Origin of the sequence: Oscillatoria sp. CS-180 (assembly GCF_028330965.1) — a bacterium.
GTDB lineage: Bacteria > Cyanobacteriota > Cyanobacteriia > Phormidesmidales > Phormidesmidaceae > Halomicronema.
Genome location: NZ_JAQMUB010000069.1, coordinates 17,911 through 31,301 on the forward strand (window position 1 = coordinate 17,911; position 13,391 = coordinate 31,301).

The following is a 13,391-nucleotide window of genomic DNA, read 5'->3' on the forward strand; positions in this document are numbered from 1 at the left end:
TGAGATGACGGAAGGGTTTATTGCATTAGGGGTGCGATCGCGATTTCAGCCTGCAATTGATCGGTAAGCGGCTGTTCTGAGGAAACGGATAAGGCTGGTCGTGTGCTGGTCGTGCTAGGTGCTGCAGTAGCGTTTTCTTCTAACCAACGGACCCATAGGCTGCCTTGAGGTAAGGATTGAGGGGAATGGCGACTGGAACTGAGCCAAATCATCGGTTGGGAGGGAAATCGACTCTGTTGATTCGCCTGGCCGGGCATGACCTCTGCAAGGGCTGTGAGCAGCGTGTGTTTGTTTTGCAGAATACCCAGATGGGGGAGCCAAAGTGTTGCATTGAGCTGATGTTGCAAGCTGTAGACGTAAAGGCTGGCCGCTGTGGTGACTGCGGATTCAAAGGCAGCTGCTGACCAGCGATCGCTCGTGTCTAAGCCAATCAAAACCTGATTGTCGGCAGTGAGTTCTTCCAGCTCTCGCACTCGCAGCTCACCGTAGCGAGCACTGGTCCGCCAATGAATGAGGCGAGTTGGATCGCCCCAGCGGTAGGGCCGAACAGCGCGGGTTAACCCTTCGTTGGCCTGTTGAGATTGACGAGAAGTTTGCCAACGGATGCCTGAGGAGACGCCTATTTGATCAATCAGAGGACAGCGGGTGAGGGGCAGAATTTGGGGATAGACGATCGCGTGTGCGGGCGCTGAATAAGCACGCTGACACCAAAAGAGTCCAAAGGGCGCTGCTGTTCTTAAGGAGACGGTTTCCCAGTGATAGACGCCCCGGCGTGTGGGCGTGCAGGTATAGGCCCAGTGGTGTTGTTTTCGGGGCGGAATGACCGCAATCGCAGTTTTAGGGCTGTCACAAAGCTGCATTGGCAGATTGTCATGCACCTCTAGTAGAACTTTAGGACGAGCGGCGGTATTGTCGAGCAGAACTTCAATCGAGAGGGCTTCGCCCACGCTGACGGGACGAATGGGATGCCGATGGGTTTGCAGCCCTCTAAGACTGCGAGGAGAGAGCCAGATATTGACGCAGGCGATCGCCATCATAATGCCACTAATGGCATACAGCCATCCGGCCATACTGTTGACGGCGGCTCCAAAGAAAGCGATCGCTAGTCCGATCAACAACCCTCCTGCATAGGCCGGAGCGACCCAATGTGTTTCAAGCCAAAGTTTCAGGAATTTGTTGAGTCGAGCCATGGAAGCAATCTGCCAGAATTCTTTCTAAGATGGCATATCTGCTGTTTTGAGAAGATGTTTGGAGAAGTCAGAATTCAGATGTCAGACGTCAGCAGCTTTTTTGTTCCGCTGCCTTGAGTCTTAATTTCACGTTTTAGAGGAAGGGTTTTTGCTGGAGGGTGAGCAGTTCTTGAATGCCTGATTCTGCAAGATCCATGAGCTGATTCATCTGCGATCGCGAAAAGCTGCCTGCTTCAGCCGTGCCCTGCACCTCGATGATGTCCAGTTTGCCATTGAGCACCACATTGAAGTCTACGGAGGCGGCTACATCTTCTTCATACTTCAGGTCTAAGAGCGCTTCGCCTTCCACCAAGCCAACAGAGATAGCGGCTACTTGGCCGGCGAGGGGTGACTGCGACAAGACGCCATTTTCAACCAGCTTGTTTAGAGCATGCTGTAGAGCAACAAAGCCACCTGTAATCGAGGTTGTGCGCGTTCCGGCATCAGCCTGGAGCACATCAGCATCAACGGTGATGGTGTGTTCGCCCAAAGCCTCAAAGTCGAGCGTGGAGCGGAGGCTGCGGCCAATCAAGCGCTGAATTTCTTGGGTTCGTCCTGACAGCTTCATGAATTCGCGACGCTGGCGTTCGGGAGTAGCCCCCGGCAGCATACGATATTCGGCTGTGAGCCAGCCACGGCCTGAATCGCGCAAAAATGGCGGCACGCCTGCTTCGATTGAAACCGTACAAAGTACTTGGGTGTTGCCGCATTTCGCTAAAACCGATCCGGCAGCAAATCGCGTGAAATCCAACTCGAATGAAACGGGCCGAAGTTCATTGACTCGCCGACCGTCTGGACGCTGCCATGCCATAGGTACTGCCCCTTTCCAAAATGCTTACTCAGAATACAGTAGGCCAGAGAGGGGAACAACTGTCGACTCTGTTATGTCTGAGAGACCGGAACCGTGTCTATCTGAGCAAAGTATTCTGCTTCCGTTAGTAGGGTTGCCGGGTCAGCAACACGATCAAGAAAGACAGTGCCCTCTAGATGATCTAGTTCGTGTTGAAAGATGCGAGCCACAAAGCCCGTCAAAATTGGTCGTCGAAGATTGCCGTTGCGATCGCAATACTCAACTTCAATGTCTCGCCAGCGATCGACCTTACCCCTCTGGTCGGGGACACTCAGGCAGCCTTCCCAACCGCTGACCTGCTCTTCTGAATGGGCTACGATGCGAGGATTGATCATCGCAGTAGGTGCCATTTGAGGGGCATGGGGATAGCGCAAGTTGGGGCGAGACGCCACGATGAAGAGCCGCTGAGCGCTACCAACTTGAGGCGCTGAGATGCCGACGCCGTTAGTTCGCTCAGCTGTCCAAATCAAATCGTCGATTAGCGTTTGAAGCACGTCATCAATCTTGTCTACAGGCTTGGCTCGCTGCCGTAGGCGAGGATCTTCCAAAGTTAAGACGTTGAGCTGTTCGTTCATGGGTCAACAGGACGTTTCTCTAAGCATATCGGGTGGATCAGAATTCTTGCTGTACCCCAGTTGAGGAATTTTGAAGAGGCTATTACAGTGGTCGCAGTAGCTAAGCAATCTGTGAACTTTTAAGCTTCTTCCTTAACATGGCTTAAACATCTAAAAGAACGACATGACTACTGTAATTGGGGTGAATTTAAAAACTCAGTAAAACTCAGAAAAATTCAGGACGAACACGATAAACTCGAATTGTCATCGGGGTACTTACAGTTAATGTCTGGGTCTATGGGTTTTGACGAGGCTTTTCAGGCAGCAGACTCAGCCGTTCGAGCAGTTCGTGAAGATGGACTGCGAGATATCGAACGGGTTGTCTTGCAAGGATCCTGGAATCGACAGACTTATCAAGAAATTGCAACCGACGCAGGGTATACCGAAGGGTATCTGAGTCGGGATGTTGGTCCTGCGCTGTGGACTGTGCTGTCTGATGCCCTAGGCATGCAGGTCAAAAAAACTAATTTTCGGACTGCTATTGAGCGTTGGTCAAAATCTCATGACATTGTTCGGGAACTGGCGGTTGTTGTCCCTGAGTTAAACGGTCATAGTCGAGAACCACAGACAGAGGCAGCTGAGGTTTTCGAAATCGAGGAAAGGGATCCGCTGCCCTTTGATATTGCGGATTTTCGAGGCCGAAGAGAAGCGCTGATTGAGTTATCGGATTGGATTGTTCAAGATCGTGGTCGTCTCCTGTGTTTGTCCGGCATTCCCCGAGTGGGTAAAACGTGGTTTGCTGTGAAACTGGCTGAGCAGGTGCAGCCTCATTTTCGACGGTTTATCTTTCAGGACTTGAGCGATCGCCCGGTGCCGCTCGATTTAATGTCTCTATTGCTGCACCGCCTTAAAGTGACGCCTAAGCCGGAGGCTACGCTGCGGGAATGCATGAATTTGTTAATTAAATCGCTCACGCAGCAAGAGACGCTCATCGTTCTAGATGCGACTGAAGTTTTCTGCTGCCCTAAAACGCTGGCGGGCACCTACGAACCTCCTTTTGAAGACTATCGCCAGTTTTTAGAGGCTTTAGTCAGTCATGATCATCAAAGCTGTGTGTTCTGGGTTGGTCGAGAGGTGCCTCGCACGGTTGCACCGATGGCCGGGTCAAGCTGCCGCTTCTATACCCTGCCGGGACTGACTAGAGAGGAATTGCCTGCTCTAGTCTCCTGGCCGGTGGAGGTGAAAGCCACGGACCTTGACTGGCAGGACTTAGGTCGTCACTTTGGCGGTTTGCCAGCGCTCATTCTGTCTGAGGTTGTGCCTCGTCTTTCTTCTTTCGGCAATAGTCTAAAAGGTTGCCTGACGGCTCTTCAGCGGGATAATCGCTTTGTTAAAAATTATGTTGATGGCTGGCTATCATCTTTGTCCGAGGTCGAATGGCAAACGTTGACCTGGCTCATGATTAGTCATCGACCGCTGTCATTGGCTGATCTAAGCGACTATCTAGGACTGGCAATGCCCTTGGAGGCTGTTGAATCGTTGTGTGATCGCGGTGTGTGCCGTTCTGTGATGACGACGGATGCGCCGTGCTGGGAATTGGAGCTGCCAGAGCTGCTGATTCCTTATCTGTGCGATCGCTTTCTGGCAAAATTTCGCACGGCGCGAGACGCTGAGCGCATTGAATTGCTGCACCACTATCCTTTAGTCCAGGTCTATGCGCCTGAAGTTGTGCGGCAGTGGCAACAAAAGACACTGCTGGAGGCGGTTGCCACCTTATTGGGAGAAATGCTTCCCAATTTTGCAGAACAGCAGCTCTTTCTCCAAAAAGCAATTCAGGCGAGCCAGGAGATTTCTATGAGTGAGTCAGCGGGGTACAGCGCTGGCAACCTGATGAATATCGCAAAGCATTGGCAAGTGTCTTTGGTGAATGCAGATTTCGAGGGATTGCAACTGCGTGAAGCGGATTTACAGTCAGATCTGTTCCAAGGCGTTTCTTTTGCCGGTGCAGATCTGTCGCACACGCTACTGGCAAAACCGATGGGCGAGTCGCCCGTCATTGCGGTGAATCCATCGCAGCCGCAGCTGGCTGTGGGCGATCGCGATGGCCGTCTTCTGTTGTGGAATAGTCATGATGGTCGGCTCCAGCGGCCTATGCTGACGGTATCTGGGGGGATTCGAGCGATCGCGTTCAGCTATGACGGTTTTACTCTGGCAGAGGGCCGCGAAGACGGTCAAATCCGCCTATGGGACTTGCGTTCTGAGTATGGTCCAGAGCTGTTTGCTACCGAGATCGAAACGGTTTTGACGGTGCTACTGTTCAGTCCCAATAAGCAAATACTGGTGGGTGGGGATGACACTGGCAATCTATATGTTTGGCGTTTGGATTCTGGTGAAGAGATTTATCGCCTTCAGGCCCACGAAGCCAGCATCACGGCGATTACATTTAGTCCCTGTAGTCGGCGCATCATCACCTGTGGGCAAGACTGTGCAGCGGTCGAGTGGGATGCTCAGACCGGGGAAAGGCTGCATCGCTTTCAAGGGCGGCTGACGAATCTTTTGGGGACGGTGGCCTATGTGCCTGCCGCCACCGAGTCGGGTGCACAGGCTGTGGTCATTGGTCGAGATGAGGGACAGCTGGTCATTTGGGATATTCCGTCGGCTCGTCCCCTGCGGGTGATGAATGAACCCTGTGACTTCTTCATGGCTTTGGCGTTGAGTCCTGACGGACGATATTTGGCGGCTAGTGACGTCAGCAACACAGTCTCGATTTGGGAAGTCAATTCGCGATCGCGCCTCCATCAGATCTCGGAATCCAGTGCGCCGATTGAGTCGCTCGTGTTTAGCCCAGATGGTCGAGAGCTGATTACCGGATGTGACTACACCGTTCAGCGTTGGCAGGTGAAATCAGGGGAATGCTTGCGGATCTGGCGCAGCGATCGCCATCCATCTAATAAGCTAGCTCTGGCGTCTCGTCCGCTACAGCTTTTGAGTAGCCATGACGATCAAACGCTGCGCTGCTGGCAATTTTCTCAAGCACGGCAATGTTGGCTGCCTCAGGAACGGCTGCAAATTCCTGATACCAGTATGACGAGTGCGCTGATCACGAGTATTCAGGGGCAGTATTGGGCGGTAGGAACCGAGGCGGGTCGGGCCCATATCTGGAACCGCACGCAGCAGTCTTGGCTGACGGGCTTTATTCGCTTACCCAACAGCATTACGGCACTGGCTTTTAGTGACGATGAGGTCTTTCTAGCGGTGGGTGATGCCGTGGGTACGGTGACCGTTTGGAATTTGCCAGAACGGATGCTGTGCTGGCAGAAGAAGCAGGCCCACGCGGATCGTGTTATGTCACTCACGTTTACACCAGATAGTGAGCGGCTATTTAGTGGCAGCCGCGATCGCACCATCAAAACTTGGGATAATCGTGGCGATGAACTGTTTACCCTGTCGGGGCATCGCCGCCGGGTGCATACCCTGTGTTTGTCTGCGGATGGCAATACCTTGTACAGCGGCAGCTATGACGGCACCATTCGCTGTTGGAATATCAGTCAGCAAAAATGTATACGGACGTGGCAGAGAGACGAGGCTTATATTTACTGGGTGACGCTGGATGACCATAACGAGCCAGTCGCGATCGTATGTGACACCGAGACGGTGGAAATTTGGGATATTACTGAGAACAAACGCCGCGCGACATTAGATCCCCATGAGGGGACGATTTGGCACATCAGTACGAGTCCAGATGGTCAAGCGATTGTCTGTGCTGGGCAAAATGGCACGATTGATATCTGGTCGCTCAATTCTCGTGAGCAACAAGGGCAATTGCGGATTGATCGACCCTACGAAGGAATGCAAATTGGAGGCTGTTTGGGCCTTACCGATTCAGAGCGGCAAATGCTTTACTCTTTGGGGGCGACGGATTACTAAAGAGCCAGGCGTTTGGTTGATCAATAGCCTGCGAACCAGGCTACACAATACGGGCTGTGCTCACATGTGGGATTGCAGTCGCAGATTAGGAGAAGCGTTGTCATGGGGCGTCAATTTCACTGGCTGTCATATTTAGTGGGAGCGATCGCTACCTTTGCCCTCGCGATCGCCTACAATCTGCCGGAGGTTGAAAGTGGTCTCAAACTCACCCGCGCAGCCCTAGCTGATATCTTTTTAGGAAAGCTGACGCAGTGGAACGATCCGGCGATCGCTACCGTGGAAACAATCCAAACAGCGAATTAAACGAGAAGGGCAGATGGTTGAAGTAGGTGGGTGTTGAAAAACGGGAACTGATTTAAGTATCAACTTTGAGCTTTGGATTCGCCGATGACTCAATCATTCAAAACTCAAAACTGAGAACTTAAAATTCATTCATTCCTCAGACTGCGATCGCGGGTGCTTCAATGTCAGCAGTTGCCAATCCAGAGCCAGTCAGATCATCGCCTTGCCAAGCTTTGCCGTCTAGGGCCATCTGCTCAATGAGGCTGGCTAAACGCAGAGCTTTGAGAGCCTGTTCCCCACCAACAGAAGGCTTTTCTCCGCCCCGCACGCAATTCACAAAGTGCTCTAGTTCAGCATGCAGTGGCTCAATATTGCTAGTGTAGACCTTCTCAATAAGACCGTCCTGTCGATACAACACTTGACCGTAGTTCGTCATCGTATTAGCAGTTGTTTGACGGTTGATCAGAATCTCATTATTGAGGAAGTCTGCTTCAGTCAACGAGTCACGGCAGTGGGCTGCAATGGTGCGAATCTTGCGGTGGGTCACCTTGCTTGCGGTTAACGTTGCCACGACGCCATTGGCAAACCCTAAAGTAGCAGTGACATAGTCCAGATAGCCGGAATTGGCCGAACGGCTACCGCTGGCAGACAGCTTCACCACAGCTGATCCGGCAAGCTCTAGCAACAAGTCAATGTCGTGGATCATGAGATCAAGCACCACGGAGACGTCGTTGGCGCGATCAGAATAGGGGCTCATGCGGCGGGCTTCTAGAGCCAACACTTCTTCGGTTCTGAGAACATTGTGAAGTTCTTTGAAAGCAGGGTTGAAGCGCTCAATGTGTCCGACTTGGAGAATGCAGTTGGAGGCGGCAGCAGCATTAACTAGAGACTCAGCTTCAGCAATGCTAGCTGCGATCGGCTTTTCGATCAGCACATGAATGCCGGACTGTAAGCACTTCATGCCAACGGGATGGTGTAGCCGAGTGGGAACCGCGACGCAAACCGCATCGACATGCTCAAGCAGGCTATGGTAGTCCTCAAAAAAACGGACTCGATACTTACTAGCGGTATCAAGTCCGAGTTCTACGTTAATGTCGGAGACCCCAACTAAATCGACATCTTTTAAGCGACTGAGCACTCTTGTATGATGTTGACCCATATTCCCTACACCAATCACGCCTACTCGAATAGGGGTAGCCAATGTTCGTTGTTGGGCGTTCGATCCGTTACTAGATAGATTCATTGTTTAAGCCTGCGTCTCCTCTCCCTGAAATTCTGTAACCGCCGATTCCCAAGCCTGAAGAGTTACAAAATCACACAGATATTACCACAGCTTCATTTTGTGATTCATTCTTCCTTCGTATCTTTCCAGACGGACATCCTCAAAAATGTTCCTGACTCTGAAGAAGATTGTCATCAAAAGGTTCATCTTTAGAAATGCACAAATTGGATTGAAGAGGACATCTTGTCCAACATGAGGCAGGCTACTTCTGGTGAATAAACATAGATGATCTGTATGTATAGGACGTGGAGGGCCTACCCTAGTTTTTCAACAAAGGCTTTGCTTGATATAGCGGTCCTACTTGGATTTTGAATGAGATTTTTCAAGGAAAAACCGATTCAAAAAGCCTTCTTCCCCTCGAAGAATCATCTGAATATAGCTTTAGCCGTCATGTCTCTAGCTTTGCAGAATCTGCTAGACGCTAAAATAGCGGTATATTCACTGATTCTGGTTTGCTATGACGACTGCTGCTCCTACTAAAACTCAGTACGAAGCTGTCATTGGTCTTGAAACGCATTGTCAACTGAGCACAGAGACTAAAATCTTTTCCCCTAGCTCGACCGCGTTTGGAGCCGACCCTAATACTCACATTGATCCGATTGTTCTAGGAATGCCCGGTGTGCTTCCCGTGCTGAATCAAAAAGTATTGGAGTATGCCGTTAAAGCAGGATTAGCACTCAATTGTCAGATTGCGCCTTATAGTAAGTTCGATCGCAAGCAATACTTCTACCCCGATCTTCCTAAAAACTACCAAATCTCCCAATACGACCTGCCTATTGCTGAGCACGGCTGGCTGGAGATTGAGCTTGTCGATAAAAAGTCTAAAGACGTCACTCGCAAGCGTATTGGTATTACTCGCCTACACATGGAAGAAGATGCGGGCAAGCTGGTTCATGCGGGGAGCGATCGCCTGGCAGGATCTACTTATTCCCTGGTTGATTTCAATCGGGCAGGTGTGCCGCTCGTCGAAATTGTTTCGGAGCCAGACTTGCGGAGCGGCCAGGAAGCAGCTGAGTACGCCCAAGAGCTGAGACGCATCATGCGTTATCTCGGTGTCAGCGATGGCAACATGCAGGAAGGTTCTCTGCGCTGCGATGTCAACATCTCAGTCCGTCCTGTCGGGCAGGACAAATTTGGCACGAAGGTAGAAATCAAGAATATGAACTCCTTCAGTGCTATTCAGAAAGCCATTGAATACGAAATTGATCGGCAAATTGCAGCAGTTGAAGCCGGTGAACCGATTATGCAGGAAACGCGGCTGTGGGAAGAGGGCAGCCAGCGGACAATCAGCATGCGTTCTAAGGAAGGCTCCAGCGACTATCGGTATTTTCCTGAGCCGGATTTGCCACCGATTGAGGTTGCTCCTAAGCAGCTTGAAGATTGGCAAGCTGAATTGCCAGAATTGCCTGCTCAGAAGCGATCGCGCTATGAAGAGGGGATGGGACTTTCGGCCTATGATGCTCGGGTGCTAACGGATGAACGGGCTGTTGCTGAATACTTCGAAACGGCTGTGAAGGCCGAAGCCGATCCAAAATTGGCGGCCAACTGGATCACTCAGGATATTGCGGCCTATCTCAACGCTGAGAAGCTGTCTATTGACGAGATTGCCTTTAAGCCCGAGATGCTAGCTGAAATGGTCAAGCTGATTACGGATGGAACAATCAGCACCAAAATTGCAAAAGATATTCTGCCAGATCTGCTGACGCAGGGAGGCTCGCCAAAGGCTATTGTTGAGAAGCGTGGCCTCAGTCAGATTTCCGATCCTAAGCAAATCGAGGCCATTATTGATGAAGTGCTGACGGCTCATCCAGATGAGCTGGAAAAATATCGCGCTGGCAAGAAGAAATTGCAGGGCTTCTTTGTCGGCCAAGTCATGAAACGCACCAGTGGTCGCGTCGATCCTAAGTTGACTAACCAAATTCTAAGTAAGAAATTGAATAGTTAAGAAATGTAAAATATGCCTGTGGGGGTTTCACCCCTCATCCCCTGTGTGCAATACTATGTTATGTAGATGCACCCTGATGGTAGGGAGAGCTGTTCGCGGCTCTCCTTTTTTCCTTTTAAAGGGCTGATCGGATGACCATTCTCAGGATGATAGGTAAATTGGGGGAGCAACTCGCTTTATACCTTTGAGATGGACGCTTCAACGCCCCGCATTGCCCTCTTGATTGATGCCGATAATGCCCCTGCTTCCAAAATCGACTTGGTATTCAGTCGATTGAGCTATCTAGGTACGATTCGAGTACGACGAGCCTACGGCAATTGGAAGAAAGACCATTTGCAGGGCTGGGCCAAGATTTTGCACAAACATGCGATCGTCCCGATCCAGCAATTCGACTACGTCACGGGTAAAAACGCTACAGACATTGCGCTGGCGATCGATGCGATGGACCTGTTACAGACAATGCGGCCAGAGGTATTTGGGATTGTTGCTGGAGATAGTGACTATACTCCCCTCGTAGTCCGGCTCATTGCTTCGGGATCTCAGGTGTTTGGCTTCGGACAGGTCAAGACGGCTTCCATTGCTTTTCGAGAAGCCTGCACCGAATTCATTTCCCTGGAAGGTGTTGCCAACAAGATGACTCCGTCCAATCGGATGACTCCCGGCAATGGCAAGCTCAACTCGCCCTCCTCCCAAGCGAATGGACGGGCTGATGCTAATGCGTTGACGCTAGCAGAAACGTCCCCGGCGACGATAGAAATGCCAGCAGCTCATTTTATCAAGGCCGTTGAACAGAATCAGCAGGCTACAGGGTGGGCCGATGTTAAATCTATTGGAGCCTATTTGAGCCAGCGAAAAATCGTTAAAGCAGCTTACAACGTCAACCGTTGGGCCAGCTACTACAAAAAATTTCCGTCGCTGTTCGAAGTGCGAGAACGAGACGGTAAAACGATGGTCCGTCTTTTATCGGATGGTAATGCTGATGCAAAGCGGAGCTAGAGCTAGGCAAAATCCAAATTTCAGTTGCCTTGTCGGTCTGCCAAGACGCAAATGGGTTGATGCTAGTCAGCTTTTTTCAAGGAGCCAAACGCTCTCTTCCGCAACGCATTGTCCTTTCAGTCCACCTGGAACTTCGGTACTTTTTAGAAGCGAGATGTTGTAGCGATCACTGTAATGGTGACTCACCTCCTCCGGACTAATTGAAAAGGGAGGGCCTGCCATCAAATTTTGGTCATATTCATAGGTGATGAGTAACTGGGGTGCTTGGTGGGTCATGCTCACTAAATGGGGGGCGTAGCGATCGCGCATTGCTTTGGGCAAGGCAACCAAAGCTGCTCTGTCATAAATGGCATCGACGGGACCCAGCGTCTTATCGGATACGTCAAAAACGTTGCCCACAAAAATATCAATGTTCTCTGCGCTGTAGTGTTTGATTTCGCCAGTGACTACTACTTTGGGCGTTACTCCAAGCTCCGTAAACAGCTGCTCAACCGCCATTTCGATGAGTTCAGCGCCCGCAACCCGATAGCCTTGGGCAAGCAGCCAAGCAATGTCAAGCGTTTTACCGCAGAGTGGCACGAAGATGCGATCGCCCTTCTCCAAAGAAAGCCCTTTGAAATATTCGACTAGGACAGGATTGACTTCACTTCTGTGAAACGCGATCCTGCCCTCTTCCCACCTCTGAAGCCAGAAGTTTTTTTCCACATCGACTCCTTCAGCAATCGTATTAACCCGGAATGTCTGCGCTGACCTGTACTAGATGAGTTGCCATTCTAACGAGAACTCCCTATTCTATCTGTCCTACAGTCGAGTTGGATTGGGTTTGCACGGAATATACAGTAATCGTGCCTCTAGGCTGATGTAGGGCGCTATAGCCGTCTCCAAGTTCGGTTAAGACAAGACGGAGAGCCATCTGGCTGTGGGCTAAGGATCTGGATGGTATGGATGCACGAGCCTAGATGACTAAAGCTATACATAGAGGCCGTTGAAGGGAGCTTCGGCTTGACACGTTCCCTAACAGAACAGCACTGACTGAGCCCTGTCACTTGCCCTCATCGAGCTGGCGTAGTGATGGGGATTGACAGCGACTAATCGCCAAAAAATCAATGGTTTGTCAAATCTCCTGTAGGGGTAATTTGTGTCGCCACTTGAGCTAATCTGTTCTACAAGCGATCGTCGAATTGCGCTCTGAAATAAGTAAGAAGAATGAGCAAAATCTTGCTCGAATTTTTCAAAGAATGTCCACCGAATGAATGCCTTGATTTGATTACCATGCTGTTAAATCCAATTAAATCGGCTTATTACCTCACGCTAGCGTCCCTTGCTGTAGGACTCACTCCCATCGTCGCGCAGGCGCAAGCAACACCCCAGCAAACCGTATCTATTCAATTTGCGGGTATGGTTGGTGATCAGGCTTTTAGCTGCGAAGAAAGCTACATGCTGGGTACCACAGAAACGATGATGATGCCCACTGATTTTCGCCTTTACGTCTCTGAAGTAGCTCTAATTGATACCGATGGCAACGCCGTTATGGTCGAGCTTGAGCAGGACGGGCAGTGGCAGTATGAAAACGTTGCGCTACTCGATTTTGAAGATGGCACGGGTACTTGTGCCAATGGCACAGCAGAGACCCGCACGGAAGTGGTGGGTACTGTTCCCGAGGGCGAGTATGAAGGAGTGCGCTTCACGTTGGGGGTGCCGTTTGACCTGAACCATGCCGACGCTACCCTCGCGGCCTCACCTTTGAATCTCACGGCCATGTGGTGGAACTGGCAAGGGGGATACAAATTCCTACGAGCCGACTTTGAGAATCACACGATGACATCAGAGGCGACTCAGATAGAGACCAAAGGTGAGGGCCATCACCCTTCACATCATGGCTCTGATAGCTCTGAGACTCATGGCACCGAGCAAAACCATACTGGTCAGGGCCACGGCGATCATTCCGATGGACATTCAGAACACGGTGAGTCGGCAATAGTACCCGGTATTGCGGTTCACATAGGCAGTACGGGCTGTCAGGTCCCAATGGGCGAGCAGCAGCCCACCGCCTGCAATAATCCCAATCGCGCCGAAGTCGTCATGAGTAATTTTGATGTGGCAGAAAATGTTGTGATTACCGATCTGGCGGCGCTACTAGCAGATAACGATTTGACGGAGAACGACCCCGATACGCCTCCTGGCTGTATGTCTTCTCCTGAGGACAGTGACTGCCTGGGCATCATGACGAATTTGGGTATTCCCTTCGCTGAAGAGGACTCGCCTGAGCAAACCGTTTTTCGGATGCAGTAGAGGGATAATAGCTATGCGCTAGTACACTACGGCA

10 protein-coding genes are annotated in these 13,391 nt (G+C 51.0%); 5 read left to right on the top strand and 5 right to left on the bottom strand.

What is annotated here, in order from left to right; genetic code table 11:
• Positions 1-17 precede the first annotated feature (17 nt).
• The 3 genes from PN498_RS16540 to def all read right to left on the bottom strand — a co-directional run bounded on the left by PN498_RS16540 (position 18) and on the right by def (position 2,654).
• On the bottom strand, positions 18-1,190 hold the full coding sequence (locus PN498_RS16540) for a DUF58 domain-containing protein (RefSeq protein WP_272064044.1): 1,173 nt from the start codon (positions 1,188-1,190) through the stop codon (positions 18-20).
• A 133-nt stretch (positions 1,191-1,323) separates the two neighbouring features.
• Positions 1,324-2,040, bottom strand: coding sequence for a ribonuclease PH (gene rph / locus PN498_RS16545; protein WP_272064046.1), 717 nt, complete (start codon positions 2,038-2,040; stop codon positions 1,324-1,326).
• 71 nt (positions 2,041-2,111) lie between these two features.
• The gene (def, locus tag PN498_RS16550; protein ID WP_272064047.1) at positions 2,112-2,654 is read right to left on the bottom strand and encodes a peptide deformylase; all 543 of its coding nucleotides are present in this window, start codon (positions 2,652-2,654) and stop codon (positions 2,112-2,114) included.
• A gap of 264 nt (positions 2,655-2,918) precedes the next feature.
• Here def and PN498_RS16555 point away from each other — a divergent pair, with 264 nt between their 5' ends.
• Positions 2,919-6,560 (top strand): WD40 repeat domain-containing protein, encoded by a 3,642-nt coding sequence (locus tag PN498_RS16555; protein WP_272064049.1) that lies wholly within the window; start codon positions 2,919-2,921, stop codon positions 6,558-6,560.
• A gap of 102 nt (positions 6,561-6,662) precedes the next feature.
• Positions 6,663-6,863: a substrate-binding domain-containing protein gene (locus PN498_RS16560; RefSeq protein WP_272064050.1), complete on the top strand. Its 201-nt coding sequence runs from the start codon at positions 6,663-6,665 to the stop codon at positions 6,861-6,863.
• Between the two features lie 136 nt (positions 6,864-6,999).
• Here PN498_RS16560 and PN498_RS16565 read toward each other — a convergent pair whose 3' ends face one another.
• On the bottom strand, positions 7,000-8,085 hold the full coding sequence (locus PN498_RS16565; protein ID WP_272064052.1) for a Gfo/Idh/MocA family protein: 1,086 nt from the start codon (positions 8,083-8,085) through the stop codon (positions 7,000-7,002).
• A gap of 496 nt (positions 8,086-8,581) precedes the next feature.
• Between PN498_RS16565 and gatB the strand changes: the two genes are divergently transcribed.
• Entirely contained in the window at positions 8,582-10,069 is a 1,488-nt protein-coding gene (gene gatB, locus PN498_RS16570) for an Asp-tRNA(Asn)/Glu-tRNA(Gln) amidotransferase subunit GatB (RefSeq protein ID WP_272064054.1), read from the top strand.
• A 189-nt stretch (positions 10,070-10,258) separates the two neighbouring features.
• The gene (locus tag PN498_RS16575; protein ID WP_272064056.1) at positions 10,259-11,065 is read left to right on the top strand and encodes an NYN domain-containing protein; all 807 of its coding nucleotides are present in this window, start codon (positions 10,259-10,261) and stop codon (positions 11,063-11,065) included.
• Between the two features lie 66 nt (positions 11,066-11,131).
• Here PN498_RS16575 and tmpT read toward each other — a convergent pair whose 3' ends face one another.
• Positions 11,132-11,770 (bottom strand): thiopurine S-methyltransferase, encoded by a 639-nt coding sequence (tmpT, locus tag PN498_RS16580; RefSeq protein ID WP_272064058.1) that lies wholly within the window; start codon positions 11,768-11,770, stop codon positions 11,132-11,134.
• Between the two features lie 567 nt (positions 11,771-12,337).
• On the opposite strand from tmpT, the gene PN498_RS16585 reads away from it, so the two are divergent.
• On the top strand, positions 12,338-13,357 hold the full coding sequence (locus tag PN498_RS16585) for an MbnP family copper-binding protein (RefSeq protein WP_272064060.1): 1,020 nt from the start codon (positions 12,338-12,340) through the stop codon (positions 13,355-13,357).
• The last annotated feature ends 34 nt before the right edge of the window (positions 13,358-13,391 follow it).